This is a genomic window from Streptomyces sp. NPDC048270 (assembly GCF_040652335.1).
Lineage (GTDB): Bacteria > Actinomycetota > Actinomycetes > Streptomycetales > Streptomycetaceae > Streptomyces.
Genome location: NZ_JBEZLV010000064.1, coordinates 1 through 21,627 on the forward strand (window position 1 = coordinate 1; position 21,627 = coordinate 21,627).

A 21,627-nucleotide genomic window follows, 5' to 3' on the forward strand; every position below is an offset into this window, starting at 1 on the left:
CCTTCTGGGACCACTATCCCGGTTCGTATGTGACCTAGGTCCTGTGGGGCGGGTCACCGCCGAGGCGCCGGAATGTCACCTTCTGTGGTCGATTCGTGCCTTTTGTCGGTGTGGTCCGGGCCACTCCCCGCCCCCGAATCGAAGGTGACGGGCGCATCGAACGCTGCTTTGCGAGTCGCCCTGCGCAGCGCGCGCAGCAGCGTGCCGCCGAGGGTGAGGGTCAGGACGACGGTCAGCGCCGCCCGGCCCAGGTCCCAGCCCACCGAGGTCGCCAGGCAGTACGCGACGAAGCGCGCCAGGTTCGCCGCGACCGGCTCGCCCGGGTGGAACGAGATGCCCTGCCCCATGCCCTGCAGGATCACCCAGCCCTGCAGGTTCATGACCGTGCCGTACGCGAACGAGCCCGCGAAGCCGTACACCGCCAGCATCCAGAGCTCCGCCCGGCCCCGGAGCCGCTCCGCGCCCGGCAGCAGCCCGGCGCCCAGCGCGAACCAGCCCATGGCCAGCATCTGGAACGGCATCCACGGCCCGACCCCGCCGGTCAGCAGGGCGGACGCGAACATCGTCACCGAGCCGAGTACGAAGCCGAAGCCGGGGCCGAGGACGCGGCCGCTGAGCACCATCAGGAAGAACATGGGCTCCAGGCCGGCCGTGCCCGCGCCCAGCGGCCGCAGCGCCGCCCCGACGGCGGCCAGCACGCCGAGCATCGCCACCGCCTTGGCGTCCATGCCGTCGTCGGCGATGGTCGCGACGACCACGGCGACGAGCAGCGGCAGCAGCGCGGCGAAGAGCCAGGGGGCGTCCTGGGAGTGGGCGAGACCAGACTGCCGGTCGGCGAGCAGCGGCCAGCCGAAGGCGGCGATGCCGATGAGGGTGACGAGGACCAGGGCCGCGGCGGCGCGGGGGCCGATGCGGACGGGGCGGACGGGGCGGTCGGGGCGGTCGGGGCGGTCGGGGTGGGTCGGGCGGGTCGGGCGGTCCGGGTGGGTCGGGCGGTCCGGGTGGGTCGCTGTGCGGCTCATGCGGGGGCCGTCCCGGGGGCCGGGGGTTCGGGGGTCGAGGTGGTTTGGCTCGAGGGGGTTTGGGTCGTGGGGGCCGCGGGAGCCGCGGGGGCCGTCCCCGGGGCCTCGGATGCCAGGGCCGCCGCGACCTGGCTCACCGTGAGCCAGTGGCCGGGGGCCAGGATCTTCGCGACCTGGGGTGCGAAGGCGGGGGAGGAGACGACGACCTCGGCGGTCGGGCCGTCCGCGACGATCTCCCCGCCGGCCAGGATCACCACGCGGTGGGCCAGCTCGGCGGCCAGCTCCACGTCGTGCGTGGCCAGCACGAGGGCGTGCCCCTCGGCCGCGAGCGCCCGCAGGATCTCGATCAGGCGGACCTTGGCCGCGTAGTCCAGGCCGCGGGTCGGCTCGTCGAGGAGGAGCAGGGCCGGGCGTCCGGTCAGGACCAGCGCCAGGGCCAGGGCCAGGCGCTGGCCCTCCGAGAGGTCCCGGGGGTGGGTGTCGTCGGGGACGTCCGGGAGCAGGGCGCGGACCAGGTCCCGGCAGGTGCCGGGGGGTGCGGCGGCGTCGGAGTCGGCCGCGGCGCACTCGGCCGCCACCGTGTCGGCGTACAGGAGGTCGCGGGGCTCCTGCGGGACGAGGCCGACGCGGCGGACCATCTGGGCGGGGGCGGTCTTGTGGGGGATGGCGCCGGCGACTGTGACGGTGCCGGTGGCGGGGGCGAGGGTGCCGGTGAGGGCGGCGAGGAGGGTGGACTTGCCGGCGCCGTTGCGGCCCATGAGGGCGATGGTTTCGCCCCGGGCGACGGTGAGGTCGATGTCGCGGAGCACTTCGGTGCGGGTGCGGCGGACGCCTAGGCCGCGGGCCGCGGCTACGGTCGGGCCGGGGGGTGCGGGCGGGGCCGAGTCCGGGGCCGGTTCGGGGGTCGGCTTGGCGCGCCGGAGCAGCCGGGCGAGCAGCCCGGCGGCGGCCCGGCCAGGGGCTCGGCGGTCGGAGTCTCGCGGCTCGGGTGTCGGCGGGGTGGGGTGCTGGGAGGCGTTGTGGTCGGGGGCTCGGCCCTCGGGGCCCTGCGCCTGGGGTGTCGGCGGGGTGTGGCGGGGTTGCGGGCGGGCGTCGGCGGTGGCTGGGTGCGGGGTCGGCCCCGGGGTGGGTGCGGGCGTGCTTGGGTGCGGGGTCGGCCCCGGGGTGGGGTGGGGGCCCTGCGGGCGGCTTTCCCCACCCCGCCCCTTCCCGAAACCGGGCTCTGCCCGGACCCGCGCCTCAAACGCCGGCGGGGCTGGATGTGACTGCGGCCGTGCGTCGGGTGCCGCTTGGGGGGTGGAGGGCCCGGAGGGCGATTCCAGCCCCGTCGGCGTTTGAGGCGCGGGGTCCGGGGCGGAGCCCTGGGAAGCGGCGGCGCGGGCCGGGGCGGACAGGAGGGGCGCGGGGTGCTCCGCAGCCGAGGGCGCAGCCGGGCCATCGGCCGCCCGTGCAGCAGAGCCATCGGCCGCAGGCGCAGCCGGGCCACCCGCCGCCCGTGCAGCCGGGCCATCGGCCACATGCGCAGCCGGGCCATCGGCCGCCCGTGCAGCAGAGCCATCGGCCGTAGCCGCAGCCGGGCCATCGGCCGCCCGTGCAGCCGGGCCATCGGCCGTAGCCGCAGCCGGGGCGCCGGCCGCCCGTGCAGCCGGGCCATCGGCCGTAGCCGCAGCCGGGGCACCCGCCGCAGCCAGGGCACCGGCCGCAGCCGGGTCGCCCGCCGTAGGCGTGTTCTGGTTGCCAGGGGTGGCCGTCAGGCGGGTTCGGAGGGGGGTGGCCTTGCGGCGGGCGTCGCGGATGGAGAGGGGGAGGGGGGACCAGCCCGCCAGGCGGCCCAGAGCCACCACCGGCGGGTGGACCGGGGAGACGGCCATGACCTCCGACGGCGTGCCCAGCACCGGCGCCGCGCCCGGGGACGGCAGGAGCAGCACCTGGTCGGCGTACTGGACCACCCGCTCCAGGCGGTGCTCCGCCATCAGGACCGTCGTCCCGAGGTCGTGGACCAGCCGCTGGAGCACCGCCAGGACCTCCTCCGCGGCTGCCGGGTCGAGCGCGGAGGTGGGCTCGTCCAGGACGAGGACCCTCGGATGCGGGGTCAGGACCGAGCCGATCGCGACCCGCTGCTGCTGCCCCCCGGACAGGGTGGCGATCGGGCGGTCGCGCAGCTCGTTCAGGCCGAGCAGGTCCAGGGTCTCCTCGACCCGGCGGCGCATCACCGCGGGCGGGAGCCCGAGGGACTCCATGCCGTACGCCAGCTCGTCCTCGACCACGTCCGTCACGAAGTGCGCGAGCGGATCCTGGCCGACCGTGCCGACCACGTCCGCGAGCTCCCGCGGCTTGTGCGTGCGCGTGTCACGGCCCGCGACCGTGACCCGCCCCCGCAGCCTGCCCCCGGTGAAGTGGGGGACCAGCCCGGAGACGGCACCCAGCAAAGTCGACTTGCCGACACCCGATGGGCCGACGAGGAGGGTCAGCTCGCCTTCCGGGATCACCAGGTCGACGCCCTGGAGCGAGGGCCGGGCCGCTCCCTCGTAGGTCACCGAGACCTGTTCGAACCGGATCACGGGGACGCCTCCTTGGGCGGTACGGGTGCCACGAACGCGGGCAGCAGGCCGATCAGGACCGCGGCCGCCGGCCAGAGCGGGAGCGCGGGCGCGACCAGCGGGACCACGCCCGGGTGCAGGGACGCGGGGTCGACGGTGCCCGCGTGGACGATGAGCGCGGCGACGGCCGCACCCGATCCGGAGACCAGCCAGGCGCGCGGGCCCCAGCGGTCGGGCCGGTAGCGGGTGCGGACGGACCGGCGGCCGCCCAGGCGCAACCCCGCCAGGGCCAGGACCAGGCCGATGAGGAGGACGGGCAGGCCGTACACCGCGCCCTCGGCGGCGAGCAGCCCGTACGTGCCGGCGCACATGCCGAGCAGGCCGCCGAGGGTGAGGACGTTGGTGGTGTGCCGGACGGCGGGCGGGACCTGCGCGGTACGGCCGTAGCCCCGCGCGTCCATCGACGCGGCGGTGGCGACGGAGCGCTCGAGGGCGCCCTCCAGCACCGGCAGCCCGATCTGGAGGATGGCCTTGATCCCGCCGGTGGGGCGCCCGCGCAGGCGGCGGGCGGTCCGCAGGCGGACCACGTCGGCGACCATGTTCGGCGCGAAGGTCATCGCGACGACGACGGCGACCCCGGCCTCGTACAGGGCGGCCGGGAGGGATTTCAGCAGCCGGGCCGGGTTGGCGAGGGCGTTCGCGGCGCCGACGCAGACGAGTAGGGCGGCGAGCTTCGCGCCGTCGTAGAAGGCGAAGACCAGCTGCTCGGCGGTGACCCGGCCGCCGAAGCGGATGCCCTGGGCCCAGGCGGGGAGCGGGACCTCCGGGAGGGTGAACAGGGTGTGCGAGCCGGGGATGGGGGAGCCGAGGAGCATGGAGAAGAGGAGGCGCAGGCCGATGACGAACAGGCCGAGCTTGAGGAAGGCGCCGTAGGAACGGGCCCAGGGGGCGCTCGTGCGGCGGGCCGCGACGACGTAGCCGGCCACGCCGACGATCAGGCCGAGGAGGAGGGGGTTGGTCGTGCGCGAGGCGGCGGTGGCCAGGCCGAGGGCCCAGAGCCACCAGGCACCCGCGTGCAGGGCCGTGGCCCGGCTGGCGTGCGGGGTCCGCCATTTTTCGTACGACGGCCCGTGCGCGGGATCCGGCGCCGCGGGGCGGCTCCGCGGGGGCCGGGTCGCGGGGGTGGGTGCGGGTGCGGTGGGGGCGGGCCCGGCGGGTCGGCTCCGCCGGGGTGGGGTGGGGTCGCTGGGGGCGGGCCTGGTGGGTCGGCTCGGTTCGGGTGGGGTCGCGTCGCTGGGGGCGGGCTCGGGGGGTCGGCTCGGTTCGGGCGGGGTCGCGTCGCCGGGTGCGGGCCCGGGGGGTCGGCTCGGTTCGGGCGGGGGTGCGGCGCCGGGTTCGGCGCCGGTGGGGGTGCGCCCGGCCTGCGGCCGGGCGGGGTACCCACCCGCACCACCCGTGCGGGTCGTCGTCCGGGTGCGGGTGGCCCCGGTGGGCGGCTGGGCGCCGTCGGCGGCCGTCCCGCCGTGGGTGTCCGTCCGGTCGCCGGCGTCTGCTTCGCCGTCGGCGGCCGGCCCGCCGTCGGCGTCCGCCTCGCCGTCGCCGTCGGCGGCCCGTCGGTCGTCGGTGGGGGCCTCGCCGTCGGTGGCCCGTCGGTCGTCGGTGGGGGCCTCGCCGTCGGTGGCCGTCCGGTCGTCGGTGGGAGCCACGCCTTCGGCGGGCGCTCGATCAGCCGTGGGTGCCACGCCTTCGGCGGGTGCTCGGTCGGGCGTGGGGGCCACGCCTTCGGCGATCCCTCGGTCCGGTGTGGGTGCCACGCCTTCGGCGGTCGCTCGGTCGGGGGTGGGGGGTGTGGCGTCGGCGGGGGGCGGGTTGTGGGGGGTGGGGGTGGTCATCGGGTGCGGCGGCGGGATTGCCAGAGGCCGGCCGCGGCCAGGGCGGCCACCGCCGCGATGCCTGCCAGGAGGCCTGCCGACGGGCCGCCGTCGCCGGCGTCGGCCTCGGCCTTCGGGCGGGGAGAGGCGGGCGGGGTGTCCGGGAGGGGTTCGCCGCAGCCCTGCTTCGGGAAGCCCGAGACCCCGCACAGCAGGGCCGCGCTGTTGTAGCGCAGCGGCTTCGCGACCGAGGCCAGGGCCTCGGCCGCCGTGGCCTCGGGGGCCACCTGGGCGCAGGCCGTGCGGGGCTGCGCCTGCGGCGCGGCCTCGTCCGGCGGGGTGTCCTCGGGGAGGCCGAAGTCGATGACCAGGGCCACCCGCTTCCTGCCCTCGGCCGCCGGGGTCGCCCCGCAGATCGCCGTGAAGTCCGCCGCCGCCCGCGGCCGCGCCGCCTCCGCCGCCGCGTCCTTGCTCACCGCGAAGCGGAAGCCCTGCACGGAGCCGTCCGCCGGGCGGGCCATCGAGGGCCCGACGGTGGCGTACGCCCACGTACCGCCCGCGCCGTCCCAGAACGACCAGTAGCGGTAGCTCGCGGCCAGCGCCGGCCCGGCCGCCAGCACGGCCAGGACGACGCCGAAGGCGAGGGCGAGGGGAAGGAGACGGCGGCGGCGCATCAGAGCTGGTTCTTCTTGCGGCGACCGCTCAGCAGGATGCCGATGCCGACGCCGGCCGCGGCGCCCGCGCCGATGATCCACCACACGCTCTGGCCGCCGGACGGCTTGTCCTTCTCGCTGTCCACCGTCGTCGCGGAGGTGTCCGTGCCCTGCGGCGCCGGGCCCGTCGCGTTCAGCGCCGCGACCAGGTCGGTGCCGCCGAAGGACTTCGGGTCGGTGCCGGTGGCGTGCGCGGCCAGGATCAGCGTGCCGAGGCCCGCCGGGCTGCCCTTCGACCACTCCGCCGAATGGGACTTGAGCCACTCCAGCGCGCCCGCCGCCGACTGCTTGTGCCCGGCCGCGGCCAGGGCGATCACCGCGTCGGCGGTGTTGCCGGTGTCCGGCGTCGGCTGGTCCGCGCCCGGGGTCACGGCCGTCAGGTGGCCGTCCTTCTTGAGGACCTCGGCCAGGTAGCCGGCTGCGCCCTGGGCGGCGGCCGCCGGGTCAGCGGCGCCGGCCGCCGGGCAGACCAGCGCGGCCGCCGGGGTGTCCGTGGTGGACGGCACGACGGCCGCGCCCTTGCCGAGGCCGGCCAGGGTCGCCGCGGCCGTGGCGTCGGCGTTCGCGAGCAGCTTGCCGTCGACCGGCTGGTAGGCGAACGCGCCCCGGTCGGCGGCCGGCTCGGCGGAGCAGCCCAGCTGGAAGGGGAGCAGCCCCTCGTACGCCGACTTGCCGGCCTTCGACTTCACCTCGGCGGGCTTCTCGCCGGCCACGGCGAGGGCGCTGATCACCAGGGCGGTGGAGTTGGCCTCGCTGGGCGAGCCGGGTACGTACGCCCAGCCGCCGTCCTCGTTCTGGACGGACTTGAGCCAGCCCACGGCCTTGGTGACGGCCGCGTCCTGGCCGCCGAGGGCCTTCAGCGCCTGCACGGCCGCCGCGGTGGCGTTGGTGTCGAACATGGTCGTCTCCGCGCAGGCCGTGCCCGCCTCCGCGCGGAAGGAGGCGAAGCCGCCGTTCGCGCACTGCTGGCCCAGCAGCCAGTCGACGGCCTGCGGGGCGGGCTTGAGGCCGACGGTGTGCTGCGCGAGCAGCGCGAAGGACTGCCGCCACACGCCGTCGTACGTCGGGTCGTTCTTGCCGAACAGGCCGGAGGGGATGACCGGCGGCGCGGAGGGGGAGGCGGGCGGCGCGGTGTCGGCGAGGGCTGCGGGGGCGGCGCCCACACAGAGCACGGCGGAGGCGGCGAGCGCGGCGGCGCTGCGGCGGACGTTCATGGGGGCGGGTGCCTCTCCTGCTGGGGAGCTGGAGGCAGGCACGCTCAGGCACCGGGCTCCGGCTCCGTATACCTCGACGGTGCCGGCCGCCGGGGGACCCGGCGGCACGAGCCGCGCACCTCCGGGACGGGGCGTTCCGACTTCCCGCCGCCGGGCTCGGCCGGGGCGGGTCACGGTTGCGGGTCAGTGCCGGATTCGCACCGGCTTTCCCCCGTACGGAAGTGTGGACGACGGGTTCACTCTACCGGCCCGTAGCGTGCGGGCCCCGGACACCGGCCCGGGGCTACAGCGCGCGGTACGTCACCGGGTCGCTGCCCGGGACCGCCTCCGCGCGGCCCTGTTTCACCAATCGCCGCAGGTGGGCCTCGGCTTCGGAGACGGCGATGTTGCGTGAGCCGTACGGGATCTGCTCCCAGGGCCGGTTCCATTCCATCCGCTCCGCCAGTCCCCACGGGGTCAGCGGTTCGGCCAGCAGTGCCCACAGGCCTGTCAGCCGCTCCTCGTGGTGGTCGAGGAGTTCGCGTACGCGGGCGGGGGCGTCGGTGAAGGCGTGCTGGTGGGCCGGGAGGACCTCGGCGGGGTCGAGGCGGCCGATGCGTTCGAGGGAGTCGAGGTAGTCGCCGAGGGGGTCGGTGACGCGGGTGACGCCGTTCTCGTCGGGGGCCTCGTACAGGCCGATGTGCGGGGAGATGCCGGGCAGCAGGTGGTCGCCGGAGAAGAGGCGGCCGTTGCCGGGGAGGTTCGCCGGGTGCGCCTCCTCCAGGTGCAGGCAGACGTGGCCGGGGGTGTGGCCGGGGGTCCAGATGGCGCGCAGTCGGCGTCCGGCGAGGGGGAGCAGCTCGGCGGGGACGATCTCCCGGTCGGGGACGGCGGCGTGCAGGCCGGGCAGGGTGCGCAGGCGGCCGCTCGCGCGGGCGGCGCGCAGCGGGGCGACGTGCTCCTCGGGGGCTCCGGCGGCCGCGAGCTTCTCGCTCATGTAGTCGAACCACACGCCGGGCTCGGCGGCCCGGGTGCGTACGACGACCTCGGTGTCGGCGGCGTGCATGGCGATCCAGGCGCCGGAGGCCTCGCGGACCTGGCCGGACAGGCCGTGGTGGTCGGGGTGGTGGTGGGTGATGACGACGCCGTGGACGTCGGCGACGGCGATGCCGAGGGTGCCGAGGCCGGCGGTGAGGGTGTCCCAGGAGGCGGGGTCGTCCCAGCCGGTGTCGACGAGGACCGGGCCGCGGTCGGTGTCGAGGACGTGGACGAGGGTGTGGCCGAGGGGGTTGTCGGGGATGGGCACCTTGATCGCCCACACTCCTCCGCCGTGGTCGGTGACGGGGGGCGTGTCCGGTGCGGGGCGCCCGGATGCCGGGCCCGACTCCCGCGCCTGCCCGGCGTCCCGTACCTTCCGCGCCTGCCCGGGTGCCGGGCCCGACTCCCGCGCCTGCCCGGTGTCCCGCGCCTGCCCGGCGTCCCGTACCTTCCGCGCCTGTCCGGCCTTCCGCGCCTGCCCGGCGTCCCCCGCCTCCTGCGTTCCCCCCGCCCCCCGCGTCTCGTTCGTCTCCTGCGCCTCGTCGCTCGACATGAGATCCCCTGCCCGCTCGTCCCACCAACAAGAACCTGTTCCAGTAGTAGCCCAAGTCGACCACTTTCAGGTGCTCCTGACTAGTCGTTGGATCTTCCGGGCCTCCCCGCGGGCGGTTCCGTCCTGGCCGTGGACTCCTCTAACTAGAACTGGTATCAGTTCTGCAACGCCAAGCCGCAGGAGGCCTCAGCCATGACCGAGCTCGTGGAACACGGACAACTGTTCATCGGCGGGGAATGGACGGATCCGCTGGGCACCGACACGATCCGGATCGTCTCCCCCCACACCGAGCAGGTCATCGGCTCCGTCCCGCACGCCTCCGAGGGGGACGTGGACCGCGCCGTGGCGGCCGCCCGCCGGGCCTTCGACGAGGGCCCCTGGCCGCGGATGAGCCTCGAGGAGCGCATCGCCGTCGTCTCCCGGATCAAGGACGCCATAGCCGTCCGGCACGAGGAGATCGCCCGCTCGATCAGCTCCCAGAACGGGTCCCCGTACTCCTGGAGCGTCCTCGCCCAGGCGCTCGGCCCGATGATGGTCTACGACGCCGCGATCACCGTCGCGCGCGCCTACCCGTACGAGGAGCACCGCCAGGGCGCCCTCGGCCCGATCCTGGTGCGCCGCGAGCCGGTCGGGGTCGTCGCGGCCGTCATCCCGTGGAACGTGCCGCAGTTCGTGGCGGCGGCCAAGCTCGCCCCCGCGCTGCTCAGCGGCTCCACCGTCATCCTGAAGCCGTCCCCGGAGGCCCCGCTCGACTCCTACATCCTCGCCGACATCGCGCGCGAGGCCGGGGTGCCGGAGGGCGTGCTGTCGATCCTGCCCGCCGACCGGGAGGTCAGCGAGTACCTGGTCGGCCACCCCGGCATCGACAAGGTCGCCTTCACCGGATCGGTCGCCGCGGGCAGGCGCGTGATGGAGGTGGCCGCGCGCAACCTGACCCGGGTCACCCTGGAACTCGGCGGCAAGTCGGCCGCGGTGATCCTGCCGGACGCGGACCTGGAGGCCGCGGTGGCCGGGATCGTGCCCGCGGCCTGGATGAACAACGGGCAGGCGTGCGTGGCGCAGACCCGGATCCTCGTCCCGCGCAGCCGGTACGAGGAGGCGGCCGAGGCCCTCGCGGCGGCGGCCGGCGCCCTGGTCGTCGGCGACCCGCTGGACCCGGCCACACAGCTCGGCCCGCTCGTCGCCCGGCGCCAGCAGCAGCGGTCCCTGGACTACATCCGGATCGGCCAGGAGGAGGGCGCGAAGGTACTGGCGGGCGGCGGGCGCCCGGCGGGCCTGGACCGCGGCTGGTACGTGGAGCCCACCCTGTTCGGGGACGTGGACAACTCCATGCGGATCGCGCGCGAGGAGATCTTCGGCCCGGTCGTCTGCCTGATCCCGTACGGGGAGGAGGCGGAGGCGGTACGGGTGGCCAACGACTCGGAGTTCGGCCTGAGCGGCAGCGTCTGGACGGCCGACGTGGACCACGGCATCGGCTTCGCCCGGCAGATCCGCACCGGCACCTTCAACGTGAACACCTTCAGCCTGGACATGCTGGGCCCCTTCGGCGGCTACAAGAACAGCGGCCTGGGCCGGGAGTTCGGCCCCGAGGGCCTGAGCGAGTACCTGGAGCACAAGATGATCCACCTGCCCGCGGGCTACGAGGCGGGTGCCTGATGGGCGATCGCTGGCAGGTCGAGGTGGACCGGGGCGTCTGCATCGGCTCGGGCATGTGCGTCAACCACGCCCCGGAGGGCTTCGTCCTCGACTCGGCCCGCCAGTCCCACCCCCGCACCCCGCAGTCGGACGCGAACGAGCCGATCCTGACGGCGGCGGAGGGCTGCCCGGTCGAGGCGATCACGATCACCCTGGCCGAGACGGGCGAACCGGTCTTCCCGCCGGAGGAGTAGGCCCGCAACCGCACGACGGCACGACGTGTGCTCCGGTTCCGCCGTGCCGCGGTGGCCGAGACGGCCCCCAGTGCCCCTAGCCACCCCCCGTCGTGCGTCGGGGGGTGGCTTCCACGGTGGTGTCAGAGCTTCCATTGCTGGTCGGCGTACCTGGAGTCGCAGTCGTACTGCTTGACGACGGCATCGTTGCCGGCCGTCTGCCAAGGGACCCACATGCAGCGGTTGCGGCTTCCATCCTTGAGGTGAAGCCGTGGTGAAGCGCACGCAGGCGCCCGGCTCCCCTCCGGCCCGGCAGCCGGCCCGAATCCCGGGAGCGCACGGCCAACGTTACGATCAGGGGTCTCCATCCCCATGAACGCGTACCGGTGTCGTGACACCGCAGGAATCCCAGAGGTGTCATGTCCGACAGGTCCGTCCTTGCCGGGGACCGTGTCCCGGTGGCCGCTGGGGCACCACAGGGAGCTCCCGACCCTGCCTCGCGCCGCCGGGTGTTGCTGCGGGTCGGCAGGTCTGGTCGGCGCGGTGCGGGCGGGGCCGGGCGGGCGCCGCGCATCGCCGTGCTGGACGGGCTGCGGCTGCTTGCGGCGTTGTCGGTGGTGCTGTTCCACTACCTGGCTGGCTCGGGGACGATCCCCTGGCAGCGCACTGCGGTCGAGCTGTTTCCCGCGCTGCACCGCATAGCGGCGTTCGGCTGGCTGGGCGTGGTCTTCTTCTTCATGATCAGCGGGTTCGTCATCTGCATGTCCGGCTGGGGCAAATCGCTTCAGCAGTTCTGGCAGGGCCGGGTCCTGCGGCTGTTCCCGCTCTACTGGGCGGCGGTCGCGCTCTCCTCGGTGGCCGCCCGTCTGGGCCCGCAGACGCCCGGCGAGCCGAGGGTCACCGTCGGCCAGATGCTCACGAACCTCACGATGCTGCACGAGCCCCTCGGTGTGAGCCACGTGGACACCGTCTACTGGACGCTCTGGGTCGAGCTGCGGTTCTACCTGGTCTTCTCGCTGGTCGTCCTGCTGGGCACGAGCTACCGCCGGGTCGCGAATTTCTGCTGGGTCTGGGCGCTGGGCTCGGTCCTGGCGCCGGCGTCGGGCATTCCGCTGCTCGACCAGCTCCTGGTGCCCCAGTGGGCGCCCTTCTTCATCGCCGGGATCGTCTTCTACCTGGTCCGCCGTGCGGGCCGGTTCGAGGCCGAGACCCTGGGCCTGCTGGCGCTGTCCTGGCTGCTGATGCAGCACCGGCTCCCGGCGGTCATGGCCTGGGAGGGGCACGGCATCAACTGGAAGGTCTGCCTGGCCGCGATCACCGTCATGTACGTGGTGATGGGACTGGTCGCGCTCGGCAAGCTGGACCGGATCCAGTGGCGCTGGCTGCCGGTCGCGGGAGCGATCTCGTACCCGCTCTACCTGGTGCACCAGTCGCTGGGCGTGCGGGTGATCTGGCGGTGGAACGAGCAGTGGGGTGCCTGGCCGACCCTGGTCGGGGTGACCGCGGCGATGGTGCTTCTCGCCTGGCTGCTGCACCGCGTGGTGGAGCGACCGCTCACCCGGCTGCTGCGCCGCCTGATGGCCCCGCAGGCCGAACGACCGCACAACGAGGCCGTATAGGCGCCGGCCCAGCCCGCCCCCAGCGGCGGGTTCAGGACTTTTCCGGGGTGGGGGGCGGGGCCGTCAGGTCGATGAGGCGGCAGACCGTCTCGATGTCGATCTTGACCTGGGCGATCGAGGCGCGGCCCGAGAGCCAGGTGATCAGGGCCGAGTGCCAGGTGTGCTCGATGACGCGGACCGCCGAGAGCTGTTCGGCGGTCGGCGGGGCGTCCAGGCCCATCGCGTCCAGGATGATCGCGGTGGTCAGCCGGGAGACCGTGTCCACCTCGGGGCTCACGCTGCGGTCCGCGAAGGTGAGGGCCCTGACCATGGCGTCGGCCAGGTGCGGTTCGCGCTGGAGGGCCCTGAAGGCCCGCATCAGGGTCTCCGCGACCCGCGCCGCCGGGTCGTCGCCGGCCGGCGGGCGCTTGCGCAGCGTGGTGTGCATGTGCTGGAGCTGGTCCTGCATGGTGGCGACCAGCAGGTGCACCTTGGACGGGAAGTAGCGGTAGAGGGTGCCGAGCGCCACGCTGGAGGACTCCGCGACCTCGCGCATCTGGACCGCGTCGAAGCCGCCCCGGCTGGCCAGCTGGGCGCTGGCGTGCAGGATCCGGCGGCGGCGCGCCTCCTGGCGCTCCGTCAGGGGAGGCGACGCCGGTGTGGTCACGGCCTTCACTTCCGCTGTCATCTGTCCCGTTGTCCCGTTCCGTGTCGTCGCGCGCGCTGATTCCGGGCCGATCGGGGGCCAGCATGGCAGGCGCCGGAGCCGTGGCGCGAATCACCTGCTCCGCCTCTTACGGTGTAGTTTCCGGCCGGTAGATTCAATGGTCTTCGACGGATCAAGTCTGAAACTTGTTCTACATTATCCGAGCGGTTACGCTCCGGCGAAAGTTGCAGGGAGAAGGGGGCCGAGAGTGACCGCTGAGGCCATCGTGACGAGCCCTTTCGCGGGTTCCGCCACCGACGGCGACCGCCCGTTGCGCATCGCGCTCCTCACCTACAAGGGGAACCCGTTCTGCGGCGGTCAGGGGGTCTACGTCCGCCACCTCTCGCGCGAGCTCGTGAAGCTGGGCCACTGCGTCGAGGTCATCGGCGCGCAGCCCTATCCGGTGCTCGACACCGGTGCCACCCTCACCGAGCTGCCGAGCCTCGACCTGTACCGCAGCCCCGACCCCTTCCGCACCCCGAAGCGCGACGAGTACCGGGACTGGATCGACGCCCTCGAGGTCGCCACCATGTGGACCGGCGGCTTCCCCGAGCCGCTGACCTTCTCCCTGCGGGCCCGGCGCCACCTAGCCGCCCGCGCGGGCGAGTTCGACGTCATCCACGACAACCAGACCCTGGGCTACGGGCTGCTGGGCGACCTCGGCGCGCCGCTGGTCACCACCATCCACCACCCCATCACCGTCGACCGGCAGCTCGACCTCGACGCCGCGAAGGACCGCAAGAAGCGGCTCTCCGTGCGCCGTTGGTACGGCTTCACCCGCATGCAGGGCCGCGTCGCCCGCCGGCTGCCCTCCGTGCTCACCGTCTCCGGCTCCTCCCGGCAGGAGATCTCCCAGCACCTGGGCGTCCGCGACGAGCGCATCCACGTCGTGCACATCGGCGCCGACACCGCGCTGTGGTCGCCGGACGCCTCCGTGGCCGAGGTGCCCGGCCGCATCGTCACCACCTCCAGCGCCGACGTCCCGCTCAAGGGGCTCGTCCACCTCGTCGAGGCCCTCGCCAAGCTGCGCACCGAGCAGCCCGACGCCCACCTCGTCGTCGTCGGCAAGCGCGCCGAGAAGGGGCCGGTCGCCCGCGCCATCGAGACGTACGGGCTGGGTGACGCGGTGCGCTTCGTCAAGGGCGTCACCGACGCCGAACTCGTCGACCTCGTCCGCAGCGCCCAGGTCGCCTGCGTGCCCTCCCTCTACGAGGGCTTCTCGCTCCCGGCGGCCGAGGCCATGGCCACCGGCACCCCGCTCGTCGCCACCACCGGCGGCGCGATCCCCGAGGTCGCCGGACCCGACGGGGAGACCTGCCTCGCGGTGCCCCCCGGCGACGCCGGAGCCCTGGCCGCCGCACTCGGCCGGCTGCTGGGCGACCCGGAGCTGCGCGCCCGCCTCGGCGCCGCCGGACGCGAACGGGTCCTGAGCCGCTTCACCTGGGCCAAGGCCGCCGAGGGCACCGCCGCGCACTACCGGGCCGCCATCGAGCAGGCAGCCGCCCGCACCCGCCGCCCGCGGTGACGTCCCACCCCACTCCGCCCCCTCCTCACCACCCCCGCGACCGCGAAGGCAGGACCCCGTGCTGACCGTCGATTTCTCCCGGTTCCCGCTCGCCGCAGGCGACCGTGTGCTCGATCTGGGCTGTGGCGCAGGCCGGCACGCCTTCGAGTGCTACCGGAGAGGCGCCCAGGTGGTCGCCGTCGACCGCAACGGCGAGGAGATCCGCGAGGTCGCCAAGTGGTTCGCCGCGATGAAGGAGGCCGGTGAGGCCCCGGCGGGCGCCACCGCCACCGCCATGGAGGGCGACGCGCTCGCGCTGCCCTTCCCCGACGAGTCCTTCGACGTCGTCATCATCTCCGAGGTGATGGAGCACATCCCCGACGACAAGGGCGTCCTCGCCGAGATGGTCCGCGTCCTCAAGCCCGGCGGGCGCATCGCCGTCACCGTGCCGCGCTACGGCCCGGAGAAGGTCTGCTGGGCGCTCTCCGACGCCTACCACGAGGTCGAGGGCGGCCACATCCGCATCTACAAGGCGGACGAGCTGCTCGGCAAGATGGAGGCCGCCGGCCTCAAGCCCTACGGCACCCACCACGCGCACGGGCTGCACTCCCCGTACTGGTGGCTCAAGTGCGCCTTCGGCGTGGACAACGACAAGGCGCTGCCCGTCAAGGCGTACCACAAGCTCCTGGTCTGGGACATCATGAAGAAGCCCGCGCTCACCCGCCTCGCGGAGCAGGCCCTCAACCCGGTCATCGGCAAGAGCTTCGTGGCGTACGCGACCAAGCCGCACCTTCCGGTCCTCCCCGACGGCGACACGAAGTGAGCTCGCCCGGGCGCACCGAACACCTCGTCCTGGACGGGGTGCTGACGGCGGAGCAGGCGGCCCAGACCGTGGCCGGGATACGCGCGGCGCAGCGCGCCGACGGGGCCATACCCTGGTTCCGCGGCCACCACCTCGACCCGTGGGACCACACCGAGGCCGCGATGGCCCTGGACGCGGCCGGTGAACACGAGGCCGCCGAGCGGGCGTACGCGTGGCTGGCCCGCCACCAGAACCAGGACGGCTCCTGGTACGCGGCCTACGCAGACCGGCCGGAGGGCGTGGACACCGCCGAGCCGCAGGACGCGAGCCGGGAGAGCAACTTCACGGCCTACATAGCCGTCGGCGTCTGGCACCACTACCTGTCCACCGGCGACGACGCCTTCCTGGACCGGATGTGGCCCGCCGTCCACGCGGCCGTGGAGTGCGTGCTCACCCTCCAGCAGCCCGGCGGCGAGATCGGCTGGAAGCGGGAGGCCGACGGCACGCCCGTCACGGACGCCCTGCTGACCGGCTCCTCCTCCATCCACCAGGCACTGCGCTGCGCGCTGGCCATCGCCGAGCACCGCGAGGAGCCGCAGCCCGGCTGGGAACTCGCGGCGGGCGCGCTGCGCCACGCCATCCGCCGCCACCCGGAGCGCTTCCTCGACAAGAACCACTACTCGATGGACTGGTACTACCCCGTCCTCGGCGGGGCCCTGAGCGGACCCGAGGCCAAGGCGCGCATCGAGGAACGCTGGGACGAGTTCGTGGTGGCGGACCTCGGCGTGCGCTGCGTCCTGCCGAACCCGTGGGTCACGGGCGGCGAGTCCTGCGAGCTGGCGCTCGCCCTGTGGGCGACGGGCGAGTCGGACCGGGCGCTGGAGATCCTGCGCTCGATCACGCACCTGCGCGCCGACAACGGCATGTACTGGACGGGGTACGTGTTCCAGGACCAGGCGGTGTGGCCGGTCGAGCAGACCACCTGGACCGCCGGCTCGCTGCTGCTCGCCGTCGCGGCCCTGGGCGGGGACGAGGCCACCACCGAGGTGTTCGGCGGGGCCTCGCTCCCGGCGGGGCTGGAGCCCGACTGCTGTGCCTGATCAGCGGCGGTAGAGCCACCCGGCGACGGCGTGGCCGATGAGGAGGTAGGCGACGGCGGCGATGCCGTAGCCGACGACGACCTGGACCCATTCCTTGCTGAAGGTGAACAGGTCGTAGGACCAGGCGGCCAGCCAGCTCGCGGCGTCGTGGATGAAGTCGACGAGGCCGTTGCCCTGGTTGGCGTCCAGGAGGTAGAGGAGGATCCAGAGGCCGATGATGAAGGCGAGCACGTCGGCCACCAGCGCGACGGCCCGTCCTGCCTGACTGCTTCCCCTGGTACGTGCTCGCGTGTGAGTGCTCATGTCAAGCGTGTTGCCGCGTAGGGGCGGCGTAAACCCGAACGGGCCGCCCCGGGTGGCGGGGGCGGGGGGCCGGGGCGAGGCTGCTCGGGACCCCTCATCCCCGGAGGAAACCGTGGCCGTTCGCCGTACCACCGTCCGCATCCGCCGCGCGTTCACGGCGGTGCTCCTGTCCACCGCGCTGCTGGCCGGTGGGACCGCCTGTGGCAGCGGCAGCGGCGGCAGCAGCGGATCCCAGGCGCAGGACGTGGTCTCGGTGGCGCAGGCCGACGAGCTGGCCGCGCTCGCGGCGGCGCTGCCGGCCGCGGCCGAAGCCGACGAGGCGGCCGCCCCGACGCCCTCGCCGAGCACGACGGCCGAGAAGCAGAAGTTCGCCAAGACGCGCTTCGTCGCCAACGCCGGGCTCGCGGCCGGGGCGACCTACCAGTGGATCATCAAGCCGTACAAGGCGGGCAAGTTCAAGAAGGGCGCCAAGGGCCGTACGTTCGCCCTCATCAAGGCCGGACTCGCGGGTGCCTTCGCGTACAACCGGCTGAAGGCGGCGGCCGAGAACGCCAAGGGCGACCCGCTGCTGTCGAAGGCGATGGTCCCGCTGACGGCGGGCATCGAGTCCCTCAAGGGCCTCGGCAGCAAGCTCCGCAAGGGCGAGGCGGGCGACGCCGACATCGACGCCTTCAACAACGTCATCAGCGGGGTGAAGGAAGCCGGCAAGGGTGCGGGCGCCCCGGTGACCGACCAGGTGCCGAGCGTCTCCCAGCTGGGCGGATAGACCGGAGCGGCCAAAGGCCCGGCGCCTGTTTCAATGGTCGCGTGATCGAGATCGTGGTGGTCGTCCTCGCCGCCGCAGGAGCCGGCTGGCTCCTGCGGCGCAAGCACCTCGCGCGGACGGCCGCCGGCCCCGTGCCCGGCATCCCCTGCATGGCCCGGCAGCCCGCCGGCCAGGGCCGGTGGCGGCCGGGCCGCGTCTACGCCGACGAGGCCGCGGCCCGCTGGGTCCCGCAGCGCGGCGAGCCCGTACTCCTGCCCGGTGGCCGGGCCACCGGGGTGCGGGCGCCTTCCGTGAAGGAGGGCATGTCCATCAACCCCGGCTCGCGGATCGTCAGCTGCGCCTACGAGGGCGGCGGGACGATGGAGATCGCCGTCATGCCGCTGGACCTGCGCGAGCTGCTGGCGGCGGTGGCGCGGACCGGGGACGGCGGGGAAGCCGGGGAAGCCGGGGAAGCCGGGGAAGCCGGGGGAGCCGGGGAGTCCTAGAGGGTCCGTGCGGGGCCTGGGTACGGCTCCTACCGGCCGTTGAGCTCCGCCAGGACGCGCAGGGTGTGCGGGTCCGGGGCGGTCAGGAGCAGGTCGGTGACCGGCCCCTTGCGCCACACTTCGAGGCGCTCCGCGATCCGCTCGCGGGGGCCGATCAGCGAGATCTCGTCGGCGAACGCGTCCGGGACGGCGAGCACCGCCTCCTCCTTGCGGCCGGCGAGGAACAGCTCCTGGATCCGGCGGGCCTCCTCCTCGTACCCCATCCGCGCCATCAGGTCGGCGTGGAAGTTGCGTGCCGCGTGGCCCATGCCGCCGATGTAGAAGCCGAGCATCGCCTTGACGGGGAGCAGCCCCTCGGCGACGTCGTCGCAGACCTTGGCCCGGGCCATCGGGGCGATCATGAACCCGTCGGGGAGGTCGGCCAGCGAGGCCTGGTAGACGTCGGTGCGGCTCGGCGACCAGTACAGGGGGAGCCAGCCGTCCGCGATCCGGGTGGTCTGGGCGATGTTCTTGGGGCCCTCCGCGCCGAGCAGCAGGGGCAGGTCCGCGCGGAGCGGGTGGGTGATGGGCTTGAGGGCCTTGCCGATGCCGGTGCCGTCCTGCCCGCGGTACGGGTGCTGGTGGAAGCGGCCCTCGAGGGCGACGGGCCCCTCGCGGCGCAGCACCTGCCGGATGACGTCGACGTACTCGCGGGTGGCGGTGAGCGGGCTGGAGGGGAAGGGGCGCCCGTACCAGCCCTCGACGACCTGCGGGCCGGACAGGCCCAGGCCCAGCATCATCCGGCCGCCCGAGAGGTGGTCCAGGGTGAGGGCGTGCATGGCGGTGGCGGTGGGGGAGCGGGCGGCCATCTGCGCGATGGCCGTGCCGAGCCGGATCCGCGAGGTGTGCGCGGCGATCCAGGTGAGCGGGGTGAAGGCGTCCGAGCCCCAGGCCTCGGCGGTCCACACCGAGTGGTAGCCGAGGTTCTCGGCCTCGGTGGCGAGGTCGAGGTGGTCGCGGCCGGGGCCGCGGCCCCAGTAGCCGAGTGCGAGTCCGAGGCGCATGCGGTCCCCTCCGGCGCTACAGTCCTGACGGTGCGTCAGGTGACTGTAGGGCAACGGCCCCCCGCCCGGAAGGGCGGGGGGCCGTTGCCGAAAACGCCGACGCGGTGGGAGCTCAGCCGCGCTGGATGCCCGAGGTGTCGTTCAGGACGCCGCGGCGCCCGTCCTGGGTCTGGGCGATCAGGGTGGCGGCGCCGCGCTGCTCGACGGCCAGGTACCAGGTGCCCGGGGCCAGTTCGGCGATCGGGGTGGGGGAGCCGTCCTCGGCGAAGAGGGGGCGGGCCACCGGGACCGCGAACCAGAACGGGGTGAAGTCGGCGGCGGGAGCCGGGGCGGCCTCCTGCGGAGCCGGGGTCGGCGTCGGCGCCGGCGTCGGGGTGCCGCCGTACGGCGGGGCCGGCTGCGGGGTGGAGCCGTAGGGCTGCGGCTGCTGCCCGCCCGGGTAGCCGTATCCGGCGCCCGGCTGCGGCTGGCCGCCGTAGGGCGGGACGGCGGCGGGCTTCGGCTCCGGCATCAGGGCGCCGGCGAGCGCCGGGACCTTGGCGCCGAAGAGGGCGACGCCGGCCAGGGCCAGGGTGGCGAGGAAGGCGATGATCGAGCCCGCGCCGAGGTCGATCTGGCTCGGGCAGGTGATCAGCGCCCACAGCGCGGACCAGGCGGCCGAGACGGCGAGCACGGTGCCCCACGCCGCCAGCGGCAGGCCCAGCACCTTGCGGCTCTCGGGCTGGAAGCGGCCGGCGATCAGCAGGCCGGCGGCGATGAAGCCGATCAGGAAGACGCTGGGGAGCACCAGGCGGTAGGAGTCGGTGTCCCACGCGCTCGGGAGGTCGCCACCGGTGGTGGAGTAGAAATCGAGGAACGAGGCGATGAACAGCAGCACCGCTGCTCCGATCACCACGCCGTCGCCTCGAGTGAGGGAGCGGATGTTCACGTCTTAGGTGTCCTTCTCGGTCTCGGTCGTCTCGTGGTGCCGCGGTCGCAGAACGTGCCTGGAGCGGGGCGGGCGGCACCATGGTACGGAGTGTCCCGCGGCCGAGCGGATCGGGGCTGCGAGCAGTCCCGATCCGGGACTCCCGAGGGGACTACCCGCCGAGGAAGCCTACGATGCCGTCGGCGATGCCCTGGGCCGCCTTCTGCCGCCAGTCCGGACTCGTCAGTTGCGCCGCGTCCTTGGCGTCACGCATGTTGCCGCATTCGATGAACACCTTGGGCTGAGTTGACAGGTTCAGTCCACCGAGGTCGTCGCGGACGACCAAGCCGGTGCCGCCGCCGAGGTAGTTGGCGGGGGAGGAGCCGGTGGTCCGGGCGAAGTTGGACGCGATGCGCTCGCCGAGCCGGCGGGAGGGCTCGACGATGGCCGAGGTGTCGGCGGCGCCGCCCTTGACCTTGGCGGGGAGGATGATGTGGTAGCCGCGGCTGCCGGAGGAGACGCCGTCGGCGTGGACGGAGACGACGGCATCGGCCTTGGCCTCGTTGCCGATGCGGGCGCGCTCGTTGATGCAGGGGCCCCAGGGGCGGTCGGCCTCGTGGGTGAGGACCACCTTGGCGCCGGTCGCCTCCAGCGCGGTCCGCAGGCGCTGGGAGACGTCGAGGGTGAACTCCGCCTCCATGTAGCCGGAGTTGGTGGTGGTGCCGGTGGTGTCGCATTCCTTGCGGTTGGTGCCGATGTCGACCTTCTGGTCGATCTCGTCGGTGTGGTCGAAGTTGCCGGTGTTGTGGCCGGGGTCGATGACTACGGTCCGGCCGGACAGGGGGCCCTTGGCGGGGGCGGTCGTGGGGGCGGTCGTGGGGGCGGGGGTTGCGGTGGCCGTGGCGGCGGCCGCGGGCTTCGGTGCGGCCGCCGGCTTGGCGTCGCGGCCGTCGGGCCCGGCTCCGGTCAGCACCTGGGTCAGGACCCAGCCGGCCAGGGCGGTCGGTGCCAGGGCGGCGGCCGCGATGACGAGGGTGGAGCGGCGCGTGAACCAGGGCCGGTGGTCCGGCCCGGCCGACGCGGCGGTGGCTTCGGGGCGTGGGGGGCTGTCGTCGTTGCGCACGCCGCGATGCTAGACCGCGGTGCCGCGGGGGGGTCGGAGTGGGCCGTTCGGGGGCGTGGTGTGCTTATACGCCTGGCCGGCTGGGGGTGCGGTCCCGTGCCCGGGGGCCCGTTGCTCTTTCGCCTCAATCGCCGGCGGGGCTGGGTTTGTCCCCCTGGGCGGGGTCGGCTTGCGGGGCCGCGGCCCGTTCGCCTCAATCGCCGGCGGGGCTGGGTTTGTCCCCCTGGGCGGGGTCGGCCTGTGGGGCCGCGGCCCGTTCGCCTCAATCGCCGGCGGGGCTGGGGTTGTCCCCCTGGGCGGGGTCGGCTTGTGGGGCCGCGGCCCGTTCGCCTCAATCGCCGGCGGGGCTGGGGTTGTCCCCCTCAGCGGGATCGGCTTGCCGGGCGTGTCCCGGGTGGTCCCCTGGGCGGGATCGGTCTGTCGGGCTGTGCGCGGGGTCCCTCCGGGGCGTCTCCTCGGCTCGCGCACCAAGCCGTGTCCCGGCCGCTGGGC

The 21,627-nt window shown here is 74.4% G+C and carries 17 protein-coding genes, 2 pseudogenes and 1 riboswitch; of the genes and pseudogenes, 8 read left to right on the plus strand and 11 right to left on the minus strand.

The features are described from left to right. Window positions 1–53: 53 nt before the first annotated feature. From AB0D66_RS32025 to AB0D66_RS32050, 6 genes and pseudogenes are all read right to left on the minus strand, one after another. The gene (locus AB0D66_RS32025; protein ID WP_362310715.1) at window positions 54–1,022 is read right to left on the minus strand and encodes an ECF transporter S component; all 969 of its coding nucleotides are present in this window, start codon (window positions 1,020–1,022) and stop codon (window positions 54–56) included. Between the two features lie 125 nt (window positions 1,023–1,147). Beyond that, window positions 1,148–3,583, minus strand: a pseudogene (locus tag AB0D66_RS32030) (ATP-binding cassette domain-containing protein); the annotation flags it as partial. Then, a pseudogene (locus tag AB0D66_RS32035) lies at window positions 3,580–4,653 on the minus strand (energy-coupling factor transporter transmembrane component T); the annotation flags it as partial. The pseudogenes AB0D66_RS32030 and AB0D66_RS32035, both read right to left, overlap by 4 nt. 797 nt (window positions 4,654–5,450) lie before the next feature. Continuing rightward, window positions 5,451–6,107, minus strand: coding sequence for an SCO2322 family protein (locus AB0D66_RS32040; protein ID WP_362310716.1), 657 nt, complete (start codon window positions 6,105–6,107; stop codon window positions 5,451–5,453). Then, on the minus strand, window positions 6,107–7,360 hold the full coding sequence (locus tag AB0D66_RS32045; RefSeq protein WP_362310717.1) for a prenyltransferase/squalene oxidase repeat-containing protein: 1,254 nt from the start codon (window positions 7,358–7,360) through the stop codon (window positions 6,107–6,109). Before AB0D66_RS32045 ends, AB0D66_RS32040 begins: the two co-directional genes overlap by 1 nt. Before the next feature lie 129 nt (window positions 7,361–7,489). After that, window positions 7,490–7,571: riboswitch (cobalamin riboswitch) on the minus strand. A gap of 72 nt (window positions 7,572–7,643) precedes the next feature. Beyond that, a complete protein-coding gene (locus AB0D66_RS32050; protein WP_362310718.1) occupies window positions 7,644–8,930 on the minus strand; it encodes an MBL fold metallo-hydrolase in 1,287 nt (428 codons plus the stop codon). Between the two features lie 192 nt (window positions 8,931–9,122). On the opposite strand from AB0D66_RS32050, the gene AB0D66_RS32055 reads away from it, so the two are divergent. The 3 genes from AB0D66_RS32055 to AB0D66_RS32065 all read left to right on the plus strand — a co-directional run bounded on the left by AB0D66_RS32055 (window position 9,123) and on the right by AB0D66_RS32065 (window position 12,417). Continuing rightward, window positions 9,123–10,586 (plus strand): aldehyde dehydrogenase, encoded by a 1,464-nt coding sequence (locus AB0D66_RS32055; RefSeq protein ID WP_362310719.1) that lies wholly within the window; start codon window positions 9,123–9,125, stop codon window positions 10,584–10,586. Beyond that, window positions 10,586–10,819, plus strand: coding sequence for a ferredoxin (locus tag AB0D66_RS32060; RefSeq protein WP_362310720.1), 234 nt, complete (start codon window positions 10,586–10,588; stop codon window positions 10,817–10,819). Before AB0D66_RS32055 ends, AB0D66_RS32060 begins: the two co-directional genes overlap by 1 nt. Before the next feature lie 488 nt (window positions 10,820–11,307). Further along, window positions 11,308–12,417, plus strand: a complete 1,110-nt coding sequence (locus AB0D66_RS32065; protein ID WP_362310721.1) for an acyltransferase — start codon at window positions 11,308–11,310, stop codon at window positions 12,415–12,417. A 31-nt stretch (window positions 12,418–12,448) separates the two neighbouring features. Here the strand turns inward: AB0D66_RS32065 and AB0D66_RS32070 are convergent, their stop codons facing one another. After that, window positions 12,449–13,084: a TetR family transcriptional regulator gene (locus tag AB0D66_RS32070; protein WP_362310722.1), complete on the minus strand. Its 636-nt coding sequence runs from the start codon at window positions 13,082–13,084 to the stop codon at window positions 12,449–12,451. 226 nt (window positions 13,085–13,310) lie between these two features. On the opposite strand from AB0D66_RS32070, the gene AB0D66_RS32075 reads away from it, so the two are divergent. Genes AB0D66_RS32075 through AB0D66_RS32085 form a run of 3 tightly spaced genes read left to right on the plus strand, consistent with a single transcriptional unit; the run spans window position 13,311 to window position 16,508 of the window. Then, a complete protein-coding gene (locus AB0D66_RS32075; protein ID WP_362310723.1) occupies window positions 13,311–14,627 on the plus strand; it encodes a glycosyltransferase family 4 protein in 1,317 nt (438 codons plus the stop codon). 58 nt (window positions 14,628–14,685) lie between these two features. Next, entirely contained in the window at window positions 14,686–15,429 is a 744-nt protein-coding gene (locus AB0D66_RS32080) for a class I SAM-dependent methyltransferase (RefSeq protein ID WP_361767723.1), read from the plus strand. Then, entirely contained in the window at window positions 15,426–16,508 is a 1,083-nt protein-coding gene (locus AB0D66_RS32085) for a prenyltransferase (protein ID WP_362310724.1), read from the plus strand. The genes AB0D66_RS32080 and AB0D66_RS32085 overlap by 4 nt, the downstream gene beginning before the upstream one ends. Here AB0D66_RS32085 and AB0D66_RS32090 read toward each other — a convergent pair whose 3' ends face one another. Beyond that, window positions 16,509–16,811, minus strand: a complete 303-nt coding sequence (locus AB0D66_RS32090; RefSeq protein WP_069920118.1) for a hypothetical protein — start codon at window positions 16,809–16,811, stop codon at window positions 16,509–16,511. A 139-nt stretch (window positions 16,812–16,950) separates the two neighbouring features. Between AB0D66_RS32090 and AB0D66_RS32095 the strand changes: the two genes are divergently transcribed. Further along, window positions 16,951–17,577: a hypothetical protein gene (locus tag AB0D66_RS32095; RefSeq protein ID WP_362310729.1), complete on the plus strand. Its 627-nt coding sequence runs from the start codon at window positions 16,951–16,953 to the stop codon at window positions 17,575–17,577. A gap of 41 nt (window positions 17,578–17,618) precedes the next feature. Beyond that, window positions 17,619–18,062 carry a hypothetical protein gene (locus tag AB0D66_RS32100; protein ID WP_362310725.1) on the plus strand — a complete coding sequence of 148 codons (444 nt, stop codon included), beginning with the start codon at window positions 17,619–17,621 and terminating at the stop codon, window positions 18,060–18,062. A 29-nt stretch (window positions 18,063–18,091) separates the two neighbouring features. Here the strand turns inward: AB0D66_RS32100 and AB0D66_RS32105 are convergent, their stop codons facing one another. The 3 genes from AB0D66_RS32105 to AB0D66_RS32115 all read right to left on the minus strand — a co-directional run bounded on the left by AB0D66_RS32105 (window position 18,092) and on the right by AB0D66_RS32115 (window position 21,135). Beyond that, on the minus strand, window positions 18,092–19,105 hold the full coding sequence (locus AB0D66_RS32105; protein ID WP_362310726.1) for an LLM class F420-dependent oxidoreductase: 1,014 nt from the start codon (window positions 19,103–19,105) through the stop codon (window positions 18,092–18,094). A gap of 112 nt (window positions 19,106–19,217) precedes the next feature. Next, on the minus strand, window positions 19,218–20,033 hold the full coding sequence (locus AB0D66_RS32110) for a hypothetical protein (RefSeq protein WP_362310727.1): 816 nt from the start codon (window positions 20,031–20,033) through the stop codon (window positions 19,218–19,220). 151 nt (window positions 20,034–20,184) lie between these two features. Beyond that, window positions 20,185–21,135 carry an N-acetylmuramoyl-L-alanine amidase gene (locus AB0D66_RS32115; RefSeq protein WP_362310728.1) on the minus strand — a complete coding sequence of 317 codons (951 nt, stop codon included), beginning with the start codon at window positions 21,133–21,135 and terminating at the stop codon, window positions 20,185–20,187. Window positions 21,136–21,627 lie beyond the last annotated feature (492 nt).

Excerpts from the sequence above, each read along its gene's own strand:
- AB0D66_RS32045 (WP_362310717.1), bottom strand. The coding sequence starts at position 7,360 with ATGAACGTCCGCCGCAGCGCCGCCGCGCTCGCCGCCTCCGCCGTGCTC.
- AB0D66_RS32090 (WP_069920118.1), bottom strand. The coding sequence starts at position 16,811 with ATGAGCACTCACACGCGAGCACGTACCAGGGGAAGCAGTCAGGCAGGA.
- AB0D66_RS32025 (WP_362310715.1), bottom strand. The coding sequence starts at position 1,022 with ATGAGCCGCACAGCGACCCACCCGGACCGCCCGACCCACCCGGACCGC.
- AB0D66_RS32105 (WP_362310726.1), bottom strand. The coding sequence starts at position 19,105 with ATGCGCCTCGGACTCGCACTCGGCTACTGGGGCCGCGGCCCCGGCCGC.
- AB0D66_RS32055 (WP_362310719.1), top strand. The coding sequence starts at position 9,123 with ATGACCGAGCTCGTGGAACACGGACAACTGTTCATCGGCGGGGAATGG.
- AB0D66_RS32040 (WP_362310716.1), bottom strand. The coding sequence starts at position 6,107 with ATGCGCCGCCGCCGTCTCCTTCCCCTCGCCCTCGCCTTCGGCGTCGTC.
- AB0D66_RS32070 (WP_362310722.1), bottom strand. The coding sequence starts at position 13,084 with ATGACAGCGGAAGTGAAGGCCGTGACCACACCGGCGTCGCCTCCCCTG.
- AB0D66_RS32060 (WP_362310720.1), top strand. The coding sequence starts at position 10,586 with ATGGGCGATCGCTGGCAGGTCGAGGTGGACCGGGGCGTCTGCATCGGC.
- AB0D66_RS32050 (WP_362310718.1), bottom strand. The coding sequence starts at position 8,930 with ATGTCGAGCGACGAGGCGCAGGAGACGAACGAGACGCGGGGGGCGGGG.